We start from the raw sequence: 23,012 nt of genomic DNA, 5'->3' as shown, positions 1-23,012 counted from the left end.
TTGCCTTACCTCGCGGGTTCAGAAATTGCACTCAGTCGCACCCGATCGCCCGCGGCCAGGGGGCCGCTACTGCGCAGGACATAGCGATCGCCCGGTTGCAGACCCGAGAGCACCTGCACCTGGCCATCAAACCGGGATCCCAACTGCACCACCCTTGGTGCAACGGTTACGGCTTCTCCTTCCCCTTGCACCACAAACACCGTGCCTTGGGTGGGAGCAGGCGCGTTGGCGGCGGATTGCCCAGCTCCGGCAGAACGCCCCCCTCGTCCCCCCGGCCCACCGGGAGCGCGATCGGCCAGATCGGCCACCGCCAAGGCCCGCTCGGGAATGGTGACTCGGGCGGTGGCCGCCTGGGCAAAGCTCACCCGGGCCAACAGTCCACTCCCCAAGCGCCCATCGGGGTTAGGAATGGTGATTTCTACGGGCACTTGCCGAGCCACCGCGTCGCCCAAGGGAGAGATGGCCGTGACCCGCCCGGTAAATTCTTGACCCGGCAAGGCATCCAGCCGCACTCGGGCCCCCTGCCCCAGCCGCACACCCGCCAGGGCCCGATCGGACAGACGCACCAGAATCTTGAGCTGGCTAAAGTCACCAATGCGGATAATTTCACTGCCCGGTTGGGCCAGGCTGCCGGGTTCCAGCAGCTTGGCCAGCACAAGACCGCTGAGGGGCGATCGCACCAGGGCAAAATCCTGGCGTTGGCGAGCCTGATCGGCAATCGCCTGTTGGGCGGCCACCCTGCGCCGGGCTACGGCCACGGTTTGCTGGCGGGTTTTCACCTGTTGGCGGGCGGCCTGGAGGGCTTTGGCGGCAGTTCCCACGGCCGTGCGGGCATTTTCCACACTTTGCTCCGCGATCGCCCCTTCCCGAAACAACCGCTCCAGGCGATCGAGATCAGACTTAGCCTGTTGCAGTTGCAGTTCTGCTTCGCCCACTCGGGCCTGGGCTTCGCCAATTTGGGCTTGGCTGCTGGCCACTTCCAGCTCCCGAGCAGAAACCTCCGCTTGGGCTTCCACGGCCTCGGAGGTCAACAACCGTGCATCCACTCGCGCCAACAATTGTCCTTGGCGCACCGGTTGCCCCACGTCCGATCGCATGTCTAGCACATAGCCTTCCACCCGCGATCGCACGGCCACTTCTCGAAAGGGCTGAGTCGTCCCGCTATAGTCCTGGGTGGTTTGCTGAGTGGCGGTTTTGGCCAAAGCCACATCCACCGAAGGCGGCCCCGCTCGATCGGCGGCTCCCGGCGGGGCCGGTTGGGCATCGCTGGGGGGAATGGCGTTTTGGCAACCGCTGGCCAACAGGGCCAAGCCACAGAGGCCACTGAGCCACCGCCGCCGGATCGACTGTGGGCCAAATTGTCGTTGCCCCCGCGTCACGGGCATGAAACCGAGCCTGACGCGGGAATTCGTTTCAGGCTCGGTTTCAAACCCAAGCTTTGCAAAAAGGCCAGGGCGGTGATTACAGCGACCCGATCGAGACCGCCTTTGGGGCGATCGATCCAAGCCGATCGGCAACCCAAAGGACACCGTTGGAGGAACTGAAAGGTTATTCATGGGTCGATCAGTTGATGGGAGCAGTTAAAGCTGTGGAGCAGTTCTGCCGGAGCCGATCGCCCCGAAAGACTCGATGGCTCGTGCCATTGGCTAGTCGGACTGGCGCGATCGACGGGAGGATTAATTTCGTAATGCTTCTTTACAGAAGCAGTGCTACCTTAGCGCACCTGATCCCAATCCCGCCGAAAAAAATTTGGTCGATTGGGTTGACGAATCCAAACTTTTAGGCGATTATTAACTTCGCTGAACGGGGCTATAGCTCAGTTGGTAGAGCACTTCAATGGCATTGAAGGGGTCAGCGGTTCGAATCCGCTTAGCTCCATCCCGTTCCTTCAGGAACAGCAAACTAACAATAAACTTAAAAATAAACCCAAACGGTTGAAGAGATCCCTGAGAATTTAGGGGAGATCTGAAGCCCCAGTTCTGAATATTCCAAACTGGTTCCAAAGCGGTTCCAAACTGAACATTCAAGACTAAACACTCCAGGCTGAATATTCAGACTCAATATCCTGATCAGCAGCTACTTCCCATGGCGATCGAGATTGAGCGGAAATTTTTGGTGCGATCGAACCGTTGGCGCGATCTTGTCCAGCCGGGCAAACGCTACCAACAGGGCTATCTGTGGTCGGATCCCGTGCGCACCGTGCGGGCACGCATTGCAGGCGATCGGGCATTTCTAACCATCAAAGGCCAAACCGATGGCCTGGCGCGATCGGAATACGAATACGAAATTCCCGTTATTGATGCCACGGAAATGTTGGCAACGCTCTGTGTTTCACCCCCGATCGACAAAGTTCGCTATCGGTTACCCTGTGCGGAAGGTTGCTGGGAAATCGATGAATTTTTTGGCAGCAATGCAGGACTCATCGTGGCGGAAATTGAACTCGATCGCCCCGATCGACCGGTGCAATTACCAGACTGGATTGGTGAAGAAGTGTCTCATGATCCCCGCTATCGCAATTCTGCCTTAGCCGATCGCCCCTTCAGCACTTGGTAGTTTTTAAGGCAGATTGGTAGCTTTCCAGGCAGTTTTTTTAAGCAATTGTTTAATTGAAAGCAATTCAAGCAATTGTTTAATCACCCGATGGCAAATACCAAATTCAGTCCAAACGATAGGTCAAAAATCAGGTAAAAAATGGGCAAACTAGCCAATCTGACGATCGCTCTGATTGTGGCCACAGGAACGATCGGAATCGCTCTCATCTCCGTCCAAAACGCCACCCTTGTTTCCATGCAGTGGTTTGGATCTCGCACCGTGCAAATGCCCTTTGGTTTTCTGTTGGCAACGGGATTTGGGGCGGGCGTGGTGGTGGCAGGTCTGTTTCCCCTGTTGCCCAGCGGTCGATCGAGTCAGCGACGTTAGCGCCAGCTTGGGCCGCAATGAAGCCCAAAGGACACAAACACCCAAGCAAAAACAAACACCCAAACAAAAGATGCGCCACGCGGGAAATAGATCTATACAATAGGCGGGCGAAACCTTGCCCCATCCCACCCCCCGATCGCCCTGTGCTGACCATCGCCATTCCCAAAGGCTCCCTTCTGGCCGATAGCGTGCAATTGCTAGCCGCTGCGGGCCTAGACTTCAGCGTTCTGCTCGACAAAAGCAACCGCCAACTGCAAGTGACCGACCCCACCGGCACGGCGCGGGCCATGCTGGTGCGCAATGGCGATGTGCCGGTTTATGTGGAATGCGGCCAAGCGCAGTTGGGCATTGTGGGCTACGACGTGCTGCGGGAAAAAGCGCCCAACGTTGCCAACGTGCTGGATTTGGGCTTTGGAGGCTGTCGCATGTCGGTGGCAGTCCAGGCGGATGGGCCCTATCAACGGGCGATCGACCTGCCGGCCCATAGCCGCATTGCCTCCAAGTTTGTGCGCTGTGCCCGCGAATATTTCCAGTCGTTGGATCTACCGGTGGAGATTGTGCCCCTTTACGGCTCTGTGGAGTTGGGGCCGATCACGGGCATGTCTGAGGCGATCGTGGACTTGGTGGCCACGGGGCGCACCCTCAAGGAGAACGGCTTGGTGGAAATTGAGGTGTTGTTTGAAAGCACAGCCCGACTCATTGCCCACCCGGTGAGCTATCGCCTCAACACTTACAACGTGGGGGGCTATTTGGACGCGCTGCGATCGGCCCTGGCTCAGGTGGCCTAGGGCCTGTCGTCGGTTGAGGGAGTTTAGTAATTTTGATAATAAATTTGGCCGTCGGGCATGGTGGCGTTGGTCAAGTTTGCGCCGTTGAGGTTTGCACTGCTCATTTCCGCCCGATTTAACAGCACCTTGGTCATGTTGGCATCTCGCAAATTGGTGCGCGTCAAGAACGAGTCCACCAAATCCGCCTGGGACAGGTTCGATCGGGTCAGATCCGCCCGGCGCAAATCAGCCCGAGTTAAGCGTGCATAGGAAAAATCCGACTGCAACATCTTGGCGTGGGCAAATTTAGCATCCGCAAACAGCGCCATCTGACAAACACTGCCGTTGAGATTACATTCATTGAAAATGGTTCGCTCGGCCCGCACACTCGTGAGATTTGCCTGAAGCAGCGTGGCCCGCTCCAAGTTGCTGTCGCTGAGGGCCGCATTACACAAAATGGCTCCGCTCAGGTTGGCTTCCATCAGGTTCACCCCGCGCAGGACGGTTTCCCGCAAATTGGCCCCCGTCAAATTCGCACGGGTCAGATCCGCCCCAGACAAATCCGCCCCTTGCAGGTCTGCAAAGCTCAAATCGGCTCCCCGGAGGTTGGCCCCTTGATAGACCCGCTTTTCTTCGCGCAGATTGGCCCCCCGCAGGCAGGCTCCTCGGGCATTGATGCCGCTGAGGTTGGCGTTGCGCAAATCCGCCTCCACCAGGTTGGCATCGGTCAAAATCGACAGGGAAAGATTCACGTTGCGCAGGTCGGCTGCTTCCAGCCGGGCCCCATGCAAGTCCGCATCCCGCAAGTTCGCCGCACTCAGGTTGGCGCGATCGAGGTTGGCCCCGCTCAGTTTGATGTGGGTTAAGTTGGCCCCTCGCAGCACCGCCCGATTGAGGTAAGACAAAATCAAATTGGCGTGGCTGAGGTCGGCTCCGGTGAAATTCACACCCACAAGATCCGCGCGAATCAGTTTGCAGCCGCTCAGGTTGAGGCCACTGAAGTTGGTCTCACCTGCTTTGTAGCGTTGCAAGATGGCTTGTGCGTCCATGGGTCTGTTGGGCTTCCAGGAAAGAAGACAGGGAATTTTGCAGGCCGCGCGAAGAGCTGGGCCAAGGGCGATCGCTCAGGTCAGCCTCAGTGTGCCTAGGGATGCGATCGGGTAAAGACATTTTCGATCGCAAACATCGATCGTTCTGTCTCATCATCCTCATCCTCAGCTTCCATGGGTAAGCCAGAGCTAAGTTGCGTTTTTTCCGCCGCCTCGCCAAACATTTCAAAGCCCGGAAAACGTCCCGTCGCACCAAAGGATTCTTGGGCCAGGGGTTTCGGTTCCGGATCCGCTGAATAGATGGCTCGATCGAGCACGCGAATCATTGACTCCGCAGCCTGGGCATATTCTTCCACTTCCGGGAAACGATTCACCGTGCTTTGCAAGCGTTCTTCCAAATCATCCAGGGTTGGACAAGCTTCGCAGAGCCGATACAACAGGCGATCGAGCAATTCCGACTTAATAGAAGCCCAAGTATAGGCATTGAAACTAGTTTGGGGATCCAGCGTGAAAAAGCTGAGAATCTTCACCCGCAACGGGTTTGTGGCCCGCAATAATTCAAATCGCACCGCAAACCAATCGTAAGCCGCCAAATTCACCACCGGCCGGTTGGTCATGGTGTCCTGGGATGGATCCCGAGCCACAATCGCCGGCTCTGCGCTTTGGCTGGGGCCTTGAAAAGACAGCACCGTCCGCTCGTCTCCAGACTCCACCGGCAAACGCGGTTCCGTGCTGGTGAGGGTGGCTTCCCCGTCCGGATCATGACAAAGATTTCCCAACCGCTGGCTAATGCGACTGGCAATTACCCCATACACCTGAGGCTTATTCAGGTGAGCTGCTGCCCGGTTTAACCGAGTCGTTAGATGATTCATCGTGGGCGACAAGGATTGCAGCCGTTGCAGCAACCGCCCCGTATCAAGCAGGGCAATTTTCTGGTTATCGCCTTCCCAGTGGCCCGTACAAGCCAACAGCAGCAGTTTTTTAATGCGAACAATTTCTGGGTCGCGTTCTAACTCCCGTGCGAGGTCTTGGAGGATGGAGGGAATATCGCTCATAGGGCCAAGGGGTCAAAACGCGAGAGTCCAGGGAGAGGAAATCGGGCTGCACCCAAATTGAGTCGATCGCAGTCGAACCAGGGCGATAACGGGAGCTTACCAGTCGCTTTTGGCAGCATCAGCATCATCCAGGGCAATGAGCGCAACAGTCCGTCGATTACCGCCAATCATGCAAATCTCCTCCATTACATCAGGAATTAGACAACAAACGCTGTGCTCTTGCAGACTGTTCAGAGCACAGGGCGGCTGTTCGGGAGAAGTGGCATGGTCAAGGGTCACTTTGAGTATGCCTTACCCTGGCGAGATCGATCCACCAATATCGATCTCGCACGTGGTTTTCCAATCTTGTTTTTTAGTCAGTAACCGCACTCCTGTGCAGTGATTCACCATTTGTGAAGCCACCAACCCGTCCTACACTAGATTTAGGACAATTAGGGCCGTGGGGTAATCGATCCAATTCATTACCAAAATCGAGCTCCGGGCTTTTTTGTCTTGTTTTGAAAGATGTTTTTGACTGTTTCTCAATCATTGAATGGGTTATTGATTTGTTGATTAATCAAAGATCAAGAAAATGGCGAGGTAACCCAGTTTGATTGAATCACCTTTTCGAGAATTGGGAAATTAGGAGTATGAAAATTCAGAACTTACGGAAATTGACATTTTTTCCGATCGATTCCCATGCGTCAACAAGGACAACCTTACTTGCTAAGACGCAACTGGGGTTCAAAACAGCCAAACGAGCGATCGGGCGATCGATCCTGATATCGATCCTGATGCCATTGCTGATTGCTGGGCTGTGGCTGACGGGAATTGGGTGCGCACCGGCTTGGGCCGCTCCGGCCGTGGCCTTAAGTCAGCAACCCCCCGTGGAAGTGGCCGTGGAACTGGGAACCACTTCTGGAGAATTGCGCTTTGTGCCCAATCAATTGACCTTCGAGGCCGGCAAGCGCTACAAACTGCGCCTGAGCAACAACAGCCCCACCAAACACTATTTCACGGCCAAAGATTTTGCCGATGCCATTTGGTCGCAGAAGGTCGATGCGGGCAACGTGGAGGTGAAGGGCGCGATCCATGAGTTGGAGTTGCGCCCTAACACGGTGGCCGATTGGGTGTTTGTGCCGGTGCGATCGGGCAAATATACCCTCCGTTGCACCGTGCCTGGCCACCAGGCGGCGGGCATGACCGGCGAAATTTTGATTCAGTAGGGAGCCTTGACCTCCCCGGGGCTTTGACGGGCGATCGCCGCTTGCGGTTGGGCAAGCACCCGGCTGTTACCCAGCCCCGGCCAGAGTCCCCCAGGCTTGTAAAGTTTTTTGATAAGCTCTAGAGGGACATTGCCTTCCCCACTGTCGCTTCGATCGCTAACACCACCTGCTAACACCATGAACGTTTTTGCCGACCTGCTGCCCAAGTCCAAGCCTGCCGACTCGCAAACGGGCCCGCGCATTCAAAAAAATCGCCGGGGTATTGAAATCAAATCGAAGCGCGAGATCGAGATCATGCGGCAGGCTTCGGCGATCGTGGCAACGGTGCTGAAGGAAATTCTGGAGTTGGCAGAACCGGGCATGACCACGGCTGACCTCGATCGCCACGCAGAAAAGCGAATTCGTGAAATGGGAGCTGTGCCCAGCTTCAAGGGCTATCACGGGTTCCCAGCTTCCATTTGCGCCTCCATTAATAATGAAGTGGTGCATGGAATTCCCAACTCGAAAAAGACGATCCAAAGTGGTGACCTTGTGAAGGTAGACACGGGAGCCTATTTCAACGGGTTCCATGGCGATTCCTGTGTGACGGTGCGGGTGGGGCAGGTCTCTCCGGAGGCCGATCGCCTGGCACGAGTTGCTGAAGAAGCCTTGTTTGCCGGAATTCATCAGGTGAAACCCGGTGGAACGCTGCTGGACATTGCCGGGGCGATCGAGGACGTGGTGAAGGCCAATGGCTACTCGGTGGTGGAAGATTTCACCGGTCACGGCGTGGGGCGCAACCTGCACGAAGAACCGGCGGTGTTTAATTTCCGAACCCGTGAGCTGCCGAATGTGCGGCTGCGGGCGGGGATGACCCTGGCGATCGAGCCGATTTTGAATGCGGGTTCCAAGAAAACCAAAATTTTGAGTGACAAGTGGACGGCCGTAACGGTCGATCGCTCCTGGTCAGCCCAGTGGGAGCATACGGTGCTGGTGACGGAGGATGGCTTTGAGATTTTGACCGATCGCACCAAGGTTTAGCTGCCACAAAGGTTTAAAAAGGTTTAAATCGTGGCCGGCTTGGAGCCGGCCGCTGAATCGAGGGCCGGCCTTGAAGTTGCAATTTTGAAGTTTCGGGCTTGAATGCTGGGATTCAGTCTCGGCGACTGCTCAACAACCGAGCAAAGGTTGGGAAACCCAAGCCCTTAGCCAGGCCGATCGATTGCTATTCATGGGCAATTGATCGGCCTCTTTATGTTTTCTAGTGCATGAGCGGGCGATCGTGATTACTCAGGCCTTGAGGCCCATTCCGCTAGCCAATCAGGGCAGCCCAAGCCTGCGGCCCCACAATGCCATCCACCGTCAGGCGGTTTTGGGTTTGGAAACGGCGCACCGCATCCAGAGTTCCGGGGCCATAGATGCCATCGATCGCCACGCCCACCCGAAATTGCAAGTAGCGCACAGCGGGGCCGGAGGTTTGGTTGGGCCGCAAAATCGGCTTGGCCAAAATTTGCCGAATGTTCACCCAGGTGCGATCGCCAGCCACCCCATCCGTCACCAAACCCAAAATCGCCTGCAATCGTTGGGTGGCCGATGTGGTGGACGGGCCAATGAACCCATCTTCGGCTAGGCGCTGGTTGTTGCGATCCAAAATTCGGAGCCGGTTCAAGGTGCGCTGCAATTCCAAAACCTGGGCACTGGACTGCACCGGGGTTGGGGTTGGCTCCGGCTTGGGTAATTGTCCCGTTAACCCCTTCACGATCGCGTTAGCCATCTTTTCGGGATCAAACAAATCCATATCCCGACGAGAATCGCAAAAACAGCATTCCACCAAGATGGCCGGCGCAGACGTGTTGCGAATCACGTATAAATGTGCGCCATTTTTGACCCCACGGCTGTTGAACCCCAGGGCCACAATTTCGCGAAGCACGGGAGCCGCCAACCGTTCGCCCGTGGCGCTGGCCGCAAAAACTTCCGTACCACTCACCACCGTGTTGAAGGAGTTGAAGTGAATCGACACAAACGCATCAACCCGGTTGAGATTTGCCACATTACAGCGCTGCCAAAGGGAGTTGGTGACGCTGGAGGCGCTACGCGGTGAGCAATTCACCACCGTATGCCCCAAGGCCCGCAACTTGTTGATCACCCTTGTGCCAACGGCCATGGTCAGCTCGTCTTCAAACCGGATGCCGCGTGCCCCCGTGTCGGGAGGGGCGTTGTGGCCAATGTCGATTCCGTACTTCATGGTTGGGTCAATGCCTCGCTGAGTCCCGGGGAAGCTGATTGGGAAATGGTCGCAACGGCTCGATCGACTCGATCCGAGTCCAGATCCAAACCCAGAATCCATCCAGTCCCGATCGATCCTGACCGATCCCGATCCATTCCGATCGATCCAAGGCCGAGCGCCGCAAGTCCCGCCCCCATTTAAGCGCAGGGCCGGAAGATTGCCCAAGCGCCTGAGACCACTGGTGCAAGTTGATGAACCGTTGATGAGTGGTAAGGGCTGAGGGATTGGCTCGATCGCGCATTGGAGCCGCCGCCCGATCGCCCCCTATGCTTAATCGCCCGTCAATGTCTTCAGGCTTTCGAGGGTGGACAAAATATTGCGCGGATCCATGAACATCACCTTGCTGCTGTTGCTGCTGCCGATCGCCTGGCCCGTCGCCAAATAGCTTTGGGCGATCAGAAATTGCAGGGCCTCCGCTGCCTTGGGATCTTGCTGAAGTGACTGGGCCACAATTTTCAGGGCCTGCGCCGTGGCCTGGGCTTGCAGCACCTGCCGCTCTTGGTCAGCCCGGGCCTTCAGCACGATCGCCTGACGTTCCCCCTCCGCTGCCAAAATCGCCGCCTTTTGCCGAGCTTCCGCCTCCAGCACTTGGGCCTCCGCTTGGCCGCGGGCGGAGTTCACCGCCGATTCCCGCTCCCCTTCCGAGGTGAGAATGGCCGCCCGTTTGCGTCGCTCGGCGGACATTTGCAACTCCATCGATTCCTGCACGGCCTTGGAGGGAATGATGTCGCGTAGTTCCACCCGGGTCACCTTCACACCCCAAGGATCCGTGGCGATGTCCAGATCCTGAAGCAGAACTTCGTTAACCCGTTCCCGGGCGGTGAAGGTTTCATCCAGTTCTAACTTGCCCATTTCCGATCGAATCTGGGTCAACACCAAATTCGTCATGGCCATTTGCAGATTTTCAACCTTATAAAAGGATTTCTCGAGATCCACCACTCGCCAATAGACCACGGCATCGGCCGTAATGCTCACGTTGTCCCTGGTGATGCATTGCTGGGGCGGAATATCAATCACCCGTTCCCGCAAGGTTTGCCGATAGGCCACACGCTCCAGCACGGGAATCACGTAGTTAATGCCCGGTTCCAGGCGTTTTCCCTTGTATTTTCCCAACTGCTCCACCAAGGCTTCATCACCCTGGTTGATGATTTTGATGCCCGAGAGGGCTGTGCCGCCCAGGGCGAGGGCAAGGATCAGGAAAGTGCTCATTATGCCTCTGGTTCTAGGTTGTCTGGCCAATGCTCGATCGGTAGCACCCACAGGGTTGTCCCCTGGCGGCCAACGATATACACAGGGGTTTGCGGGGCGATCGCTTGGCTGGTGTCTTGGCAACGGGCGGCCCAGGATTGTCCTTCATAGAGGACGCGGCCGGGTTGGCCGGGGGCGATCGCGGTGAGGGTTTGCCCCTCGATCGCGTCCCAATGTTGCTTCGGGGCGGGGCGATCGAGCCATTGCCGGGCCGCCCGAATCATCACCACCGACAACCCCAACCACAGCCCCACTTGCAGGGGCGCACTGGGCAACACCACCGACACCAGAGCCACCACCAGCGCACTGACTCCCATCACCGCCGCCACAAAGGCCGTGGGCACAAACAGTTCTGCTAAACACAACCCTGCACCGAGCAGGATCCAAAGGGTGGTTAAGGACATAGGAACCGGCTGTTCAGAAGGGAGGGGTGGCAAGAGCCGACCGGTCTGAGGCCATTCTAGCTTTCGGGTTTTGGGCTGTCCTGTTGATGGGGCCCGTTGATTCGTTTCCGGTGAACGGTGAACACTGTTGAATCGATCGATCCACGGAGTCATCCAGTTGAATCAACTGGATTCATCAATTGGGATCCGTGGATCGGCGGGATCCGGAAGATTCCAGGGATACAATCGAGCGGTATCCGCTACTGTGCTTGCCAGCAATGAACGGACTTGAGCCGCCCATCTACTGCGTAAATCCAAGTTGTGCCCAACCTCGCAACGCGATCGGGCGGGAGCGCTGTAGCGAGTGCCAAACACCGCTGCTCTATCGCTACCTGTGGGCCGTGGGAGAAGTGGCGGCAGCGATTCCGGTGGGCAGCATGGTGGCCGGGCGCTATTACGTGCAAGCACCGTCCGTGTGGCTGGAGACGGAACCGGCCCGATCGCCCGATGTGCCGCCCCAACTGCCCGATCGGGCCCTGCCCTATCTGCGGCTCCATCGCTGGGCCCGCCACTTGCCTCAGTTTTATGGTCTTTGCTTAATGGGTGATCAGTCACCCGATACGATCCTGCTGGAAAACGCTCCCCTGAACGATCAGGGGCAACCTTACCCGAGCATTAATGAGGCTTGGGGTGGGGCCCGGAATCTGCGGCGGCTCCACTGGTTGCGGCAACTGTTAGACCTATGGCCCGCCTTGGCAGCGGAAGGGGTGACGGCCAGCCTGCTTTCGTTGCAAAACGTGCGGATTCAGGGGGGGCGTTTGTGGCTACGGGAGTTGATGGCCGATGAGGCCGATTGGGAAGGGAATTTTCGGCGGTTGGGGGATTTGTGGTTTGCTTGGCTCACCGGTTGGTTGCCGCAGGTCTCGACGGAAAATGATGCCCTGCTGGGGGTTCGGCTTCAGGACTGGTGTACCCAAATTCGCCAAGGCGCGTTGAATCCGGCCGGAGCGGCCACCCTGCTCGATCGCCTGATCCAAGAAACCCAAGCCCAATACGATTTGACGGTGATCGCAGCGGGCCTGACGGATCCGGGCCGCCAGCGATCGAACAACGAGGACACCTGCTATCCCGACACCTTTTCGCCCTTGCCGCCCGTGGGGGCGATCGATCCCGGCGTTGCAATTGTTTGCGATGGGTTGGGTGGGCGCGAACGAGGTGAAGTGGCCAGCCAAATGGCCATGCAGTCGTTGCAATTGCAGGCCCAAGCTTTGATTTCCGAGGCGATTACAAGTGGCGAATCGATCGAAGCCCCGATCGCCACGGAACAGATTCGGGCCATGCTGCGGGTAGCCAACAATCTGATTGCCACCCAAAACGACAGCCAAGGCCGGGAAGCCCGCCAGCGGATGGCCACCACCGCCGCCCTGGCAATCGCCCTGCCCCAACCCCTGCGGCCCCCCTTCGTGGAGCAAACCACCATTGCCCGCGATCTCTACATTGCTCATGTGGGCGACTGCCGAGCCTATTGGATTTCCATGGGCGGCTGCATTCCCTTGACGGTGGATGACGACCTGGCGGGCCGCGAAGCAGAAACCGGTTTCCGTTCCTATCGCGAAGCCCTAAACCAACCCAATGGCAGCGCGATCGCCCAGGCCTTGGGAGCGAAGGAAGCGGACAATCTGCAACCCCATGTTCAGCGCTGGATTGTGGATGAGGATGGGCTGCTGTTGCTTTGTTCCGATGGGTTCAGCGATCAGGGTTGGGTGGAACAAAGCTGGCGGGAATATGGATTGGGAATTGTGACCGGCACGCGATCGCTCAACGAAACCCTCAAGGCCTGGGTGGCCGCCGCCGTCGCCACCAATGGCAGCGACAACACCACCGCTGTGGCCCTGCTTTGTCGTCTCAGTCCCCTGAACGTGGGCATTCCCGATCCCTGGACGGCGGCCCCCGAAGCCGTGGCCCTGGCTCCAGCCACCTGGGAATCGGAAATGTCCGAAGCGTCCCAAGCCCTGTTGCAAACCACCAGCCGTCCTCCCCGTTCCCAGCGTCGCCGCCGATCGCACCCGGGCCTGAGCAAACCCCAGTGGATAGGGCTGGGCGCGATCGCCCTGGTCATTTTGGGGGCGATCGCCTTGGCCCTCACCCTGCGTCCCTCCGGGGGCGATCGACCCGATCCCGACCGTACGCCCTCCGCACCCACCCGCTCCACACAGCCGGGCACGCCTGCGCCCAACACCACCACCGAAGAACTCCCCGTTCCCGGCCCTTAGCCCGTGAATTTTTTGATGGCTAGTTTTTTGATGGCTAGTTATTGATCTCTTAATCACCCGTTTCCGCTGCGGTTTGTGTGGGAAAATCCAGAATCACGACCAAAATCGCGACTGGAACCGAACGCCACGTAGGTAATCCTGCGTTCTGGGCATTCCAGATCGTGCTCAACCACCCAAGTTTATTAGCGAGCTGTCAGAGGTTATGAAAGTCGGCGATCGCGTGCGTGTCAGCACCACCGTAGAGGTCTACCACTACCCGGAGCATCGGGGCAAACCCTACAACTTGGAAGGCAAGGAAGGGGAAATCATTGCGATCGTCACCGAGCACCAGGGCCGCCCCGTCAGCGCCAACTTTCCTTTCCTGGTGCAATTTGAAGGGAAGTTTCGCGGCCATTTTCGGGATGGTGAATTAACGATCGTGGAATCGTAATTGCGCAACCAGTAACCTGAGCCGATCGTGGCCTCGAAATTGCCGATCATTTCGCGATCAGGGGGCAAGGGGCTTAGGGGATATCGCCTTTTCCATATTTCCATCGCCGTAGGGGTTGGGTCTCCCAACCCTAACCCGGGCGATCGCTACAACCCTATCCACCCCTGGGAACACCCAAGGATCGCGGGGGCTGGGCGGGGACTGGGCGGGGAGACCCCGCCCCTACGACTGATCGGTTGGGAGGATGAGATCGTCAGGGTTTTGGGCGATTTGACGACAGGCCCTAAGCCGCCTGTCTCTGGTAGCTTGGACAAATGGTTTGGATCCCATGGTTGGGATCAGTAATTAGATTTGATTTTTTTGGGAAAGGTCGCCACACTGAAGGCAACATTTCTTGATTTCTTGCCCCCAGCTTCAATTGGGCGATCGAGCAACCCATGAAACCTTCCCTTTTTGCCCACCAGCCGATTACCAACCCCCTGGAAGCCAAGTCCTGTCAAGAGCTGACCGATTTAGAACTGGCGCAGGTGCTCACATCGCGTTTGGCGCTGGGCAACGGGGATTGGCATCGACAAAAGGGCAATCGATCGATCCGGGCCCGGGAACAGGCGGCGGCGGCCTTGGTGGCCCTGTTGCGCGACCAACCCCAAATGGCCCTAGAGCATTTGCAGCAGGCGGCGGGATGGCTCGATCGCACCGTGAGCGCCCCGCCCTGCCCGGATCATGGTCGCTAACGCACTAGCGCCACATAGCGTTCTCGCAAACTGGCCCGCAAACCTTGGGCCGCTTGGGCCAACCGCTGCCGTTTCGAGACCCGGATCGGATCCGTTTCCTTGTACAGATGCAACACGCGGCCGCCTTCCTGCCACTCCACCCGATCGAACACTTGATGCAGGATGAACAAACCGCGGCCGCATTCCCCCTCGTTACCCGGCAGCAAGTCTTCCACCGCATCCAAATCCATAGTCACATCATCCAGATCCGCATCCATGGCCACGGGTGGCAACGGCGGCGCATGGCAACAACAAGGGGGCTTAAATCCTCCCCCCCGATCGGCAATCATCCACCAGTAGCGGTGGCTGCGAGCAGAAAAGTGAACACACACTCGTTTTCCCGGATCAAGGCCATTACCATGCTTCACCGCATTGACCAAAGCCTCCTGTAACCCAAGGCGCACTTCAAAGCGCCAAGGCTCCGGGACATCTTCCACTAACAAATCCAGAACAGGGCACAAATGCAGCGTTGAAGGGAAACTCAGCTTGCGCCACTGATGTTTTTCTTGGCGAACTGTGGGGGCCATCACAACTGGAGACAGAGCATTTGGACGACCAGAAATACCGAGCGGAACTGAGGCAGGGACAGCCAATTAGCCCAAGAAAGTTAAGGGATTGGGCAATGCTGACCGGAGGGCCAAAGCACCGAACGATCGCACCCTCGATGGACGAATCGAGCGATGGAAGTTAGGAATTTTTACTGAACCGTTCAATTTCCATTGTATCCAAAGGGGTTGAAAAGTCTAGGCGACCCCATGTCCCGGAACGGGCGATCGCCCTCTGCCCAAGGATCTCAGGAAACTGAGCCATGCAAAAGCGGCGGACCTCTTCATGAAGATTAACCGCCGCTTTTCACCAACCAGATTTTCACCAACCAAGTTTGCGCCAACCAGATCTGCGCCAACCAGATTCGCACAACTCAGTGGGACTACAAGCTGGGATTTTGAGCTGGGATCAAGAACTAGTATTGGGGAACCGAAGGATCCACTTCTTGGCTCCAAGCATTGATCCCGCCCTTGACGTTGATGCCGTCAATGCCAGACTTTTGCAGGATCCCGAGGGCCTTGGCCGATCGCCCGCCCATCTTACAGTGAACCACCAACTTGCGGCCCTTGAGCAGGTCTTTCACCTTCCCAACCCCGCTGCCACTTTCGATATCTGGCAACGGCACCAACACCGATCCCGGAATGCGGCCGATTTCAAACTCGTTGGGGTTGCGCACATCCAACAGCAGGAAGTCTTCGCCGCTGTCGATCAACGATTTCAAGTCCGTGACGCTCATTTCGGCCACGTCGGGTTTTTCTTCGGCTTGGCCCACGGGCGGTAACCCACAGAATTGTTGATAGTCAATCAACTTTTCAATGACGGGACGTTCGGGGTTGGGCCGCAACTTCAGTTCCCGGAACTTCATATCCAAGGCGTTGTACAGCAACAGGCGACCATTCAGGGTCGTGCCCTTGCCCAAGATGATTTTGACGGTTTCCGTGGCTTGGATTACGCCAATGATCCCCGGCAAGATTCCCAACACGCCACCTTCGGCGCAGGAAGGAACCATGCCCGGCGGCGGGGGTTCGGGATAGAGGTCGCGGTAGTTGGGGCCGCCTTCGTAATTAAAGACGGTGGCTTGGCCCTCAAACCGGAAAATGGAACCGTAAACGTTGGGCTTGTCAAGCAGAACGCAAGCGTCGTTCACCAGGTAGCGGGTGGGGAAGTTGTCCGTTCCGTCTACCACGATGTCGTAGGGGCGGAAGATGTCGAGGGCGTTTTCAGAACTGAGCCGCGCCTCGTACAAATCCACTTGGCAGTAGGGGTTGATTTCGAGGATCCGATTTTTGGCGGATTCGATTTTGGGTTTGCCAACCCAGGATGTGCCGTGGATGACTTGGCGTTGCAGGTTGGAGTAGTCCACCACGTCAAAGTCCACCAAGCCAATCCGGCCAATGCCGGCGGCGGCGAGGTAGAGCAGCAGGGGCGAACCCAAACCGCCACTGCCAATGCAGAGCACGCTGGCGGCTTTCAGACGCTTTTGGCCTTCCAGTCCCACTTCGGGCAGGATGAGGTGTCGAGAGTAGCGTTCGTACTCTTCTTTTAGGAGTTGTGTGTTGCTGGTATCGATATTCAGCATAGGTTGCGAGGTGGTTTGGGTTCGATGCCCGATCGCGGGGGGGCGATCGCGCCTTCGATCGCTGTGAGGGGTTTCCCGTCCAGGCATCGCCTTGGGGGGCGATCGGCCTTGGGGGGAATCAACGAATCGCAGTGGCTAAGCAACCGGGCGCGCCAGGGGCAGTTGAGATCAACAATCAGGATCCACAAAGAACGATCGGCTCGGGCTGAAACTGGCGATCGAGATTGAGTCGCCAGCTTTGCCAGTCCACGGTTTGATCGCCTTTTACCGACAGGATCAGGTACGAGTAGTCAGGCCAAGCACAGGCGCGATCGAACTCGGATGGAACGGCCGGATGTTGCGGGTGTGAATGATAAACCCCAATGATATCAAGGTTACGGACACGACCGGCCCGCATGGCCGCCAACATCGTGGCCGGGGCGATCGCATAGCGACGCTCAGGACTGGTTTCGCCAGCGGGGATCGGATCCAAGGTACGAAAGGGTTCATCGGTGAGTTGCTCCCAATCGTTATTGGCGGGCCACAGCTCATAGACGATCGCCTCGATCGCCTCGATCTCCCCCATGGAACCTGCGGGGGCTGGATTCCTTGGGCCGACTGGTGACTCAATCGGTAATTCAACCGGTAATTCAACTGGGGTGCGCACTTGCCGGCCCAGCAACAGGCCGCAACATTCATAGGGCAAAGCCGCTTCCGCTGCTCGACACAGTTGCTCCAGGAGCGATCGGGAGAGTTGGAGAGTCATCTTGCAAAAGCTATCGCCGTTACCGGTGCTTTGGGAGGCGCGAGGAATGCAGCAGGTATTTTGAGATTTTGCAAATTCTTTACAGAATCTTTGCCAGATTTTGCAAAAAAATGTTACAAAATTTTTCGTATCTTCAGCTACAATCAGGTCGAAGCAAATCCGACCGGATACCACACTGCGAAGATTGAATTCCTGATGCAATCGCGTTTTGGGAGACGCGGCTTGCCTCACGACAGATTTTCCGTTTCCTCGGATGCACTAAAACGACGCAACTAGAACTGGAAAGCGGCGACCCGATCGGGAACGCCGCTTTTTGTTGCAATTCGTTTGTTGAAATCAGTCGGTCGCAATCGGTTTGTTGCAGGCGGATTAAGGCGGCCGTTAGCTCGCCAAATATTCCCGCACATCGGTGCGACGGCGCAGTTGCTTCAGGGCTTGGTGTTCCAACTGACGCACCCGCTCACGGCTGATGTTGAGTCGATCGCCCACCTTGGCCAAAGACAGTTCCCGACCATCTTCGAGACCAAAACGCAGGGTAATCACATCCCGCTGTTGAGGAGTCAGCTCCGCCAACAGGGCTTGCAAATCCAAGCGCAGGGCCTCGCGGCTGGCGTAATCTTCCGGCAGATCGCCTTCATCTTCCAGCAAGTCCTGAAGTTCCGTGTCTTGGTTGTCGCCCACTCGCAACTCCAGGGAAACCGGTTGCCGCGAAATCAGCATGAATTCCCGCACTTGGGCCGGTTCCAATTCCAGCTCGGCCGCCACTTCCGAGAGCTTGGGCGATCGACCCAGTTTTTGGGTTAACTCCCGCTGCACCCGCTTCACCTTATTCAGCTTTTCGGTGATGTGAATCGGCAGGCGAATGGCGCGTGATTGTTGGGCGATCGCCCGCGTGATCGCTTGGCGAATCCACCAGTAGGCATAGGTTGAAAATTTGTAGCCCATCATGGGGTCAAACTTTTCCACCCCGCGCTCCAAACCCAAGCTGCCTTCTTGGATCAGGTCTAAGAGTTCTAGGTTGCGTTTTTGGTATTTCTTGGCGATCGAAACCACAAGACGCAGGTTGGCTTCAATCATTTTTTTCTTTGCCCGATCGCCCACCCGCAACTGCTGGCGCAGATCTTCCACCGAAAGCTGGGCGGCGGCGGCCCATTCGTGCTCCGTGGGCGATCGATCCAACTCGCCCATCAGCTTCTCTTGGATGTCCAAGAGCCGCATCATTTGCTGAACTTGTTTGCCCAGAATAATTTCCTGTTCATCAGTCAGCAACGGAACTCGGCCAATTTCGTGCAAATAGGCGCGAACCAAATCGGCACTGTCACCTTCTCGCGACTTGGATCGCTGCGTTTGGGGGCGAATCATAGCGGTCGGCATGGTCAGCATCCTATTTTCAATCACAAAGACGCGAGCACAAGAGCTTGCGGGTCGGCGTTATTCGTCAGCGTTATCGGCGTTCATTGATGAGCAAGTCTGTTTCAAAAAACGCCCTGGGAAACGAGTCCCACAAATTCCAAATTCGGATCTACACTGAAGATCCAAAGGTCAAGAGTCCACAAACCAAGAGCGGCCAAAACCCACCTGGCAACACTCAAAGGGACAAAGAATTAGACGGTCTTGGATTGCAAAAAGTTCATTAAATTAACCTTGGGCAACAGTTCCCAGCAGAGTTACGGCGAGCCATTAGGCGACAATTTCGCAAAACAACGAAAAACGCAACCAAAGTCAGCCAAAACTCAGTTAGTCAAATTCGGTCACAACTGAAAATTCAGCAACCAACCAGAAATCAACCGGAAATCCATCAAAACTTAACCGAAAATCAGCCAGAATCCATCAAAACCAGTTCAGAATCAGCCAGAAATGCACTGGAAATCAGCCATTCAAGAAGGATTGGAGTGTGATCACAAAGGGAGTTATGGGCATTCAGTTTCCTTGAAGTTCATTGGTGAATCTCCCGGAAGCAAGATCTCAGCTCGATCGGTAACGTTAAGGGTCGAAACAAATACCGAAGCACTGAAATTGGGCTGTTATTCACTCCACAAACTTGAATGAAGAATCAGGCTTTTTCAGGTTTCTGAGCGCGACTCTTTTTCCATAGTGATCGCAAAAGTTGGAATTGGGTACGACAGACTGGGGAGCAATAACCGAACCTGAAAGATTGGTATCCCGCCCTGCGCTTGGTTGGTGCGCTGGGTTGGGGTTTTGGAAACCCCTTCAGCCGCTTCCGAGGATCAGCATCATGGTCTAGGTATAGCCAGCGGGTGCGACATTGCCATGGCAGTCATACGAAGTTTTTGTCACACCACTGTTAAGCTTTGCGGGCCCGCGCGATCGCCCCTGATCGCCGTAGCCGTAGCCATGGACATTGCCATAACTGGTCGCTTGGGGGTTGAGGAAAAATCACGGCTGTTGTAGGGATTTTGGGCAATCAAGTTTCAGGTGCTCAAGATCCTGCGGGCGATCGCCCGATCAATCGCCTGCCCCATAACCCAACCCCTCAACGTTCCATGAGCACGTTTTAAAATCCCAAATCAGCCTTGGCTTTGTCCCCTTCCGCGATCGCGATTTCATCGGGCAGTTCTTCCCAAAAAGTGTCGCCAATTTCTGCGTAGAACTTCTCATCATAGGGACGAGTTCTAACCACTACAGGCATGGGCACGGCATGGCCCAAAACTAGGGCCTGTTGCTTGGAATCCAGCTTGGCCAAAACCGATCGCAGGCTTTGTCCTCCTGCCACGCCGGTAAAGATAGCTTCAATATCTTTTTCGTCATTCAACAGGGCTGTAATTCTAGTCCCAATTTGCGACATGACCTCGTTATCAATCCCCGAGGGACGCTGATCAACCACCAGCAAGGTGACAAAATATTTCCGCATTTCACGGGCGATCGTGCCGAAAATAGTTTGCTTGGCGGTGGCGGGATCCAGGAAGCGGTGTGCTTCCTCAATCGTGATCATCAATTGGCGGGGCTTGTCGTTGGGATCCTTGGTTTGCAAAAAGCGCTCGGCTTTGCGCACGTAAATGCCATGAATCCGACGAGAAATAATATTGGTGGCTAGCATATAAGCCAGCATGTTTGATTGGGAACCGAATTCGATAATGACGTGTTTTCCAGCTTCCAGGGAGTCCAAAATTTGCTTGATATAATCCGAGCCAGCATTTCTCATATATTTGATTTGATCAAGACGATTCAACTTTCGTTGCAGCGCCATGATCGAAGATTTGCTGCCCATTTTGGTTTCGCAAAAATCCTGAATTTCCTCATTGGTCATGCTGAGGAGCCGTGAAATCCAAGATTTACCAAATTCATTTTGCAAAATAATTGCATTTTCAACGCTGGCTTCGGAAAGATTCAGTTCCGCACTCACCAGCATCAAATCTTCCACATCAATTTGGTCATAGCTGATGTAGAGTTCTCGGGCATCGCGCACGCCTCGGCGCTTGGTGGATTCCGCATCCAGGGTGTAAATTTCCACTTGCCCCGGGAAAAGTTGTCGCAACCCTTTGACGGTGTTGATTCCTTTGCCTTCGCGCATGGCTTCCCAGCCATATTCCGAATGCATATCAAAGATTAAGTTCACCGCCACTTGCTTGCGAATTGTGCCCGCCAACAGCAGACGGGTGAGGAATGATTTCCCGGTTCCCGATTTCCCAAAAACGCCGTTACTGCGCTCCACGAATCGATCGAGGTCAATGCAAACGGGCACATCGGTATCGATCGGCATTCCAATCGCAAAATTGCGTCGCTGGGGATCGTCTTCCCAACCAAACACGATCCGAAAGTCCCGATCGCTCGCTTCATAGACCTGCGAAAAGTGACTAGGAATGGTTTTCACGGGTAACAATTCCAAATTGGCATCGCGGTTAGCAGCAAAGGAGGCTAAATTACTGGATGCTTGGTTGCCGTTTTTGTCCTTGGCTTTGCCGTTTTTGCGGGTCGATCGGGCAGGTTCTGGAGCCAAGCGATCGGGTAAAGGCAGGTTTTCCCAGTCCATCTCTGCCTGGGGCACAAACATCAGCATGGGAGCGAGTTCGATCGTCCCAAACGTACCACTGCCGGCCAGCACATCGCGCAAAAAATCATCATCGGGATGGGGCGGATCGATCGTAATTCGTTGGCTGGAGGTTCCCAAAGCCACATCGGTTAACATGCAAAAAAAGTGCGATCGCCGCCCCCGCACCACCAAAAATTTGCCCACTCGCATCTCTTCCACGGAAACATCGGCATGGAGCCGCACCTCCAGCCCTTCGCTAAGGGAACCTTGAATGACTGAGCCGAGTGGAACGTCTTGGGGCATAGGATGAGACAATTTAGGAAACGATTTAGCCAGTATGAAAGCGGGAGGTTGTGATTGGGAATTGCGCACAAACCGCAATTTAAGGACTGATTAAGATCTGGTTCAAGCCGGAATCGATCAATATCAGATCAGCATCAGATCAGCGCTCAGATTGACGAAGATCAAACGATCATCTCGTTATTTTAACGGCATTATCTACCCTTCAGATTTACACTCGGTGTTTCGGCCATGAGTATCTGTTTATCGCTCATTGTCAAAAATGAAGCCCATCAGATCGATCGCTGCCTCAACAGTGTGCGCAACTGTGTGGATGAAATTTTAGTGTTAGATACGGGTTCCACCGATGACACCGTTGAGCGGGCCCGATCGCATGGGGCGCGGGTGGCTTTTTTCGATTGGTGCAATGATTTTGCGGCCGCTCGAAACGCAGCTTTGGCCCAAATCGAGAGCGATTGGGTGTTGGTGTTGGATGCGGATGAGTGGTTGCTGCCGGAAGCGATCGAACCGATTCGCGAAGCGGTTAGCTATCCAGAGCATTTAGTGGTGAATTTGGTGCGTCGAGAATTGGGCGCAGTGCAATCTCCCTATTCTTTGGTCTCGCGCTTGTTTCGGCGGCATCCTGAAATTCAGTTCGATCGCCCCTACCACGCCATTATTGATGACAGTGTGGTGAGGCTTTTGCAACAGGAATCCCACTGGAAAATTGTGTCTCTTTCAATGCCGGCCATCGATCATGATGGTTATCGGCTCGATCGCATCGCCAGCGCTTCCAAAGCCGATCGGGCTAAGGCTGCCATGGAAGTTTTTTGGAAAGCAAATCCAGAGGATCCCTACGTCTGTAGCAAGTTGGGGGCCCTGCTCATCGACTTAGGAGAACCAGAACAAGGGATCGTACTCTTAAAAACCGGTCTCAAGCGGGCAGAACAAGAAAAAATGACCGAAGTTTTATATGAGCTACACTATCATTTGGCAATTTTTTATAATCAACAACAGAACCTCGATTTAGCCCAAGCCCACTATCGTGCGGCTTTGCGCCAACCAGTTCTGCCAATTTTGAAATTAGGTTCTTTGATCAATTTAGGTAATCTTTACCGCCAAAAAGGAAACCTACAGGCGGCCTATGAGAGCTATCGTCAAGCAGTGATCATTGATCCCAACTTTGCGATCGCCCATTACAATTTAGGTTCAAACCTGCGAGCAATGAACCGTACTTTGGAGGCGATCGAGCATTATCAAAAAGCTATTGAACTCGATCCGGCGAAGCCCGAATTTCACCAAAATTTAGGCGCAGCTTTCTTGAAAGGTGGCAATGTGCCCGAAAGTCTGAAAGCCTTCAAGACAGCCGTTGAATTATATGATCAACAGCAGTCACCGGAAGCGGAGCGAATTCGCCAAACTTTGCGAGAGCTGAAATTCGAGATTTAGTTTGAAGTTTAGTTTGAAGTTTAGACTCAGAAATTCAAAAAGCGCTAAGCAAGCC

The 23,012-nt window shown here is 55.5% G+C and carries 21 protein-coding genes and 1 tRNA gene; 11 read left to right on the top strand and 11 right to left on the bottom strand.

Annotation, left to right across the window (positions count from 1 at the left end):
* Nucleotides 1–5: 5 nt before the first annotated feature.
* Nucleotides 6–1,556: an efflux RND transporter periplasmic adaptor subunit gene (locus ACZA91_RS11505; protein WP_463182386.1), complete on the bottom strand. Its 1,551-nt coding sequence runs from the start codon at nt 1,554–1,556 to the stop codon at nt 6–8.
* A gap of 249 nt (nt 1,557–1,805) precedes the next feature.
* Here ACZA91_RS11505 and ACZA91_RS11500 point away from each other — a divergent pair.
* The 4 genes from ACZA91_RS11500 to hisG all read left to right on the top strand — a co-directional run bounded on the left by ACZA91_RS11500 (nt 1,806) and on the right by hisG (nt 3,707).
* Nucleotides 1,806–1,878 (top strand) — tRNA-Ala (locus ACZA91_RS11500).
* Nucleotides 1,879–2,085: 207 nt separating this feature from the next.
* The gene (locus ACZA91_RS11495; RefSeq protein ID WP_190528010.1) at nt 2,086–2,553 is read left to right on the top strand and encodes a CYTH domain-containing protein; all 468 of its coding nucleotides are present in this window, start codon (nt 2,086–2,088) and stop codon (nt 2,551–2,553) included.
* A 138-nt stretch (nt 2,554–2,691) separates the two neighbouring features.
* Nucleotides 2,692–2,919 carry a DUF1049 domain-containing protein gene (locus ACZA91_RS11490; RefSeq protein WP_190354575.1) on the top strand — a complete coding sequence of 76 codons (228 nt, stop codon included), beginning with the start codon at nt 2,692–2,694 and terminating at the stop codon, nt 2,917–2,919.
* A gap of 143 nt (nt 2,920–3,062) precedes the next feature.
* Nucleotides 3,063–3,707 carry an ATP phosphoribosyltransferase gene (hisG, locus tag ACZA91_RS11485; protein ID WP_099535255.1) on the top strand — a complete coding sequence of 215 codons (645 nt, stop codon included), beginning with the start codon at nt 3,063–3,065 and terminating at the stop codon, nt 3,705–3,707.
* Nucleotides 3,708–3,730: 23 nt separating this feature from the next.
* Here hisG and ACZA91_RS11480 read toward each other — a convergent pair whose 3' ends face one another.
* Nucleotides 3,731–4,735, bottom strand: a complete 1,005-nt coding sequence (locus tag ACZA91_RS11480) for a pentapeptide repeat-containing protein (protein WP_190354576.1) — start codon at nt 4,733–4,735, stop codon at nt 3,731–3,733.
* A 95-nt stretch (nt 4,736–4,830) separates the two neighbouring features.
* The gene (locus tag ACZA91_RS11475) at nt 4,831–5,790 is read right to left on the bottom strand and encodes a hypothetical protein (protein WP_099535259.1); all 960 of its coding nucleotides are present in this window, start codon (nt 5,788–5,790) and stop codon (nt 4,831–4,833) included.
* 773 nt (nt 5,791–6,563) lie between these two features.
* Here ACZA91_RS11475 and ACZA91_RS11470 point away from each other — a divergent pair.
* Nucleotides 6,564–6,995: a plastocyanin/azurin family copper-binding protein gene (locus ACZA91_RS11470; protein ID WP_190532178.1), complete on the top strand. Its 432-nt coding sequence runs from the start codon at nt 6,564–6,566 to the stop codon at nt 6,993–6,995.
* 177 nt (nt 6,996–7,172) lie between these two features.
* The gene (map, locus tag ACZA91_RS11465) at nt 7,173–8,015 is read left to right on the top strand and encodes a type I methionyl aminopeptidase (protein WP_099535267.1); all 843 of its coding nucleotides are present in this window, start codon (nt 7,173–7,175) and stop codon (nt 8,013–8,015) included.
* Nucleotides 8,016–8,286: 271 nt separating this feature from the next.
* On the opposite strand, the gene ACZA91_RS11460 is transcribed toward map, so the two are convergent.
* The 3 genes from ACZA91_RS11460 to ACZA91_RS11450 form a co-directional block, all read right to left on the bottom strand.
* A complete protein-coding gene (locus ACZA91_RS11460) occupies nt 8,287–9,219 on the bottom strand; it encodes an N-acetylmuramoyl-L-alanine amidase (RefSeq protein ID WP_190528008.1) in 933 nt (310 codons plus the stop codon).
* 312 nt (nt 9,220–9,531) lie between these two features.
* Nucleotides 9,532–10,470 carry an SPFH domain-containing protein gene (locus ACZA91_RS11455; RefSeq protein ID WP_199291484.1) on the bottom strand — a complete coding sequence of 313 codons (939 nt, stop codon included), beginning with the start codon at nt 10,468–10,470 and terminating at the stop codon, nt 9,532–9,534.
* On the bottom strand, nt 10,470–11,066 hold the full coding sequence (locus ACZA91_RS11450) for an NfeD family protein (protein WP_242026304.1): 597 nt from the start codon (nt 11,064–11,066) through the stop codon (nt 10,470–10,472). Before ACZA91_RS11450 ends, ACZA91_RS11455 begins: the two co-directional genes overlap by 1 nt.
* Before the next feature lie 104 nt (nt 11,067–11,170).
* Between ACZA91_RS11450 and ACZA91_RS11445 the strand changes: the two genes are divergently transcribed.
* From ACZA91_RS11445 to ACZA91_RS11435, 3 genes are all read left to right on the top strand, one after another.
* Entirely contained in the window at nt 11,171–13,165 is a 1,995-nt protein-coding gene (locus ACZA91_RS11445; protein WP_463182385.1) for a PP2C family protein-serine/threonine phosphatase, read from the top strand.
* A 202-nt stretch (nt 13,166–13,367) separates the two neighbouring features.
* The gene (locus ACZA91_RS11440; RefSeq protein ID WP_099535277.1) at nt 13,368–13,595 is read left to right on the top strand and encodes a ferredoxin-thioredoxin reductase variable chain; all 228 of its coding nucleotides are present in this window, start codon (nt 13,368–13,370) and stop codon (nt 13,593–13,595) included.
* Between the two features lie 437 nt (nt 13,596–14,032).
* Nucleotides 14,033–14,329, top strand: coding sequence for a DUF6439 family protein (locus tag ACZA91_RS11435; RefSeq protein ID WP_463182384.1), 297 nt, complete (start codon nt 14,033–14,035; stop codon nt 14,327–14,329).
* Here ACZA91_RS11435 and ACZA91_RS11430 read toward each other — a convergent pair.
* From ACZA91_RS11430 to ACZA91_RS11415, 4 genes are all read right to left on the bottom strand, one after another.
* Nucleotides 14,326–14,895 carry an ATP-binding protein gene (locus tag ACZA91_RS11430; protein WP_099533641.1) on the bottom strand — a complete coding sequence of 190 codons (570 nt, stop codon included), beginning with the start codon at nt 14,893–14,895 and terminating at the stop codon, nt 14,326–14,328. The two genes, ACZA91_RS11435 and ACZA91_RS11430, sit on opposite strands and share 4 nt — an antisense overlap.
* Nucleotides 14,896–15,329: 434 nt before the next feature.
* Nucleotides 15,330–16,493: a molybdopterin-synthase adenylyltransferase MoeB gene (gene moeB, locus ACZA91_RS11425; RefSeq protein ID WP_099533643.1), complete on the bottom strand. Its 1,164-nt coding sequence runs from the start codon at nt 16,491–16,493 to the stop codon at nt 15,330–15,332.
* Nucleotides 16,494–16,668: 175 nt separating this feature from the next.
* A complete protein-coding gene (locus ACZA91_RS11420; RefSeq protein WP_463182383.1) occupies nt 16,669–17,238 on the bottom strand; it encodes a M67 family metallopeptidase in 570 nt (189 codons plus the stop codon).
* A 381-nt stretch (nt 17,239–17,619) separates the two neighbouring features.
* Entirely contained in the window at nt 17,620–18,612 is a 993-nt protein-coding gene (locus ACZA91_RS11415; RefSeq protein WP_463182382.1) for an RNA polymerase sigma factor, RpoD/SigA family, read from the bottom strand.
* 897 nt (nt 18,613–19,509) lie between these two features.
* Between ACZA91_RS11415 and ACZA91_RS11410 the strand changes: the two genes are divergently transcribed.
* Nucleotides 19,510–19,650, top strand: coding sequence for a hypothetical protein (locus tag ACZA91_RS11410; RefSeq protein ID WP_463182381.1), 141 nt, complete (start codon nt 19,510–19,512; stop codon nt 19,648–19,650).
* A 103-nt stretch (nt 19,651–19,753) separates the two neighbouring features.
* Here the strand turns inward: ACZA91_RS11410 and ACZA91_RS11405 are convergent, their stop codons facing one another.
* Complete coding sequence (locus tag ACZA91_RS11405) at nt 19,754–21,532, bottom strand: helicase HerA domain-containing protein (protein WP_463182380.1); 1,779 nt, start codon at nt 21,530–21,532, stop codon at nt 19,754–19,756.
* 228 nt (nt 21,533–21,760) lie between these two features.
* Here ACZA91_RS11405 and ACZA91_RS11400 point away from each other — a divergent pair, with 228 nt between their 5' ends.
* Nucleotides 21,761–22,957, top strand: a complete 1,197-nt coding sequence (locus ACZA91_RS11400; protein ID WP_463182379.1) for a glycosyltransferase family 2 protein — start codon at nt 21,761–21,763, stop codon at nt 22,955–22,957.
* Nucleotides 22,958–23,012 lie beyond the last annotated feature (55 nt).

It is taken from the genome of Limnothrix sp. CMB-01, from assembly GCF_055193175.1.
The sequence above is the reverse complement of the archived record's forward strand: the minus strand, read 5'-3'. Positions and strand labels throughout refer to the sequence as shown.

Bases quoted from the DNA above. Each gene is read 5' to 3' on its own strand.
- ACZA91_RS11460 (WP_190528008.1), bottom strand. From the start codon at position 9,219: ATGAAGTACGGAATCGACATTGGCCACAACGCCCCTCCCGACACGGGG.
- moeB (WP_099533643.1), bottom strand. From the start codon at position 16,493: ATGCTGAATATCGATACCAGCAACACACAACTCCTAAAAGAAGAGTAC.
- ACZA91_RS11430 (WP_099533641.1), bottom strand. From the start codon at position 14,895: ATGGCCCCCACAGTTCGCCAAGAAAAACATCAGTGGCGCAAGCTGAGT.
- ACZA91_RS11450 (WP_242026304.1), bottom strand. From the start codon at position 11,066: ATGACTCCGTGGATCGATCGATTCAACAGTGTTCACCGTTCACCGGAA.
- ACZA91_RS11405 (WP_463182380.1), bottom strand. From the start codon at position 21,532: ATGCCCCAAGACGTTCCACTCGGCTCAGTCATTCAAGGTTCCCTTAGC.
- ACZA91_RS11420 (WP_463182383.1), bottom strand. From the start codon at position 17,238: ATGACTCTCCAACTCTCCCGATCGCTCCTGGAGCAACTGTGTCGAGCA.
- ACZA91_RS11440 (WP_099535277.1), top strand. From the start codon at position 13,368: ATGAAAGTCGGCGATCGCGTGCGTGTCAGCACCACCGTAGAGGTCTAC.
- ACZA91_RS11445 (WP_463182385.1), top strand. From the start codon at position 11,171: ATGAACGGACTTGAGCCGCCCATCTACTGCGTAAATCCAAGTTGTGCC.
- ACZA91_RS11470 (WP_190532178.1), top strand. From the start codon at position 6,564: ATGCCATTGCTGATTGCTGGGCTGTGGCTGACGGGAATTGGGTGCGCA.
- ACZA91_RS11490 (WP_190354575.1), top strand. From the start codon at position 2,692: ATGGGCAAACTAGCCAATCTGACGATCGCTCTGATTGTGGCCACAGGA.
- ACZA91_RS11410 (WP_463182381.1), top strand. From the start codon at position 19,510: ATGGCAGTCATACGAAGTTTTTGTCACACCACTGTTAAGCTTTGCGGG.
- ACZA91_RS11475 (WP_099535259.1), bottom strand. From the start codon at position 5,790: ATGAGCGATATTCCCTCCATCCTCCAAGACCTCGCACGGGAGTTAGAA.
- ACZA91_RS11480 (WP_190354576.1), bottom strand. From the start codon at position 4,735: ATGGACGCACAAGCCATCTTGCAACGCTACAAAGCAGGTGAGACCAAC.
- ACZA91_RS11435 (WP_463182384.1), top strand. From the start codon at position 14,033: ATGAAACCTTCCCTTTTTGCCCACCAGCCGATTACCAACCCCCTGGAA.
- ACZA91_RS11400 (WP_463182379.1), top strand. From the start codon at position 21,761: ATGAGTATCTGTTTATCGCTCATTGTCAAAAATGAAGCCCATCAGATC.
- ACZA91_RS11455 (WP_199291484.1), bottom strand. From the start codon at position 10,470: ATGAGCACTTTCCTGATCCTTGCCCTCGCCCTGGGCGGCACAGCCCTC.
- ACZA91_RS11415 (WP_463182382.1), bottom strand. From the start codon at position 18,612: ATGCCGACCGCTATGATTCGCCCCCAAACGCAGCGATCCAAGTCGCGA.
- ACZA91_RS11495 (WP_190528010.1), top strand. From the start codon at position 2,086: ATGGCGATCGAGATTGAGCGGAAATTTTTGGTGCGATCGAACCGTTGG.
- map (WP_099535267.1), top strand. From the start codon at position 7,173: ATGAACGTTTTTGCCGACCTGCTGCCCAAGTCCAAGCCTGCCGACTCG.
- ACZA91_RS11505 (WP_463182386.1), bottom strand. From the start codon at position 1,556: ATGAATAACCTTTCAGTTCCTCCAACGGTGTCCTTTGGGTTGCCGATC.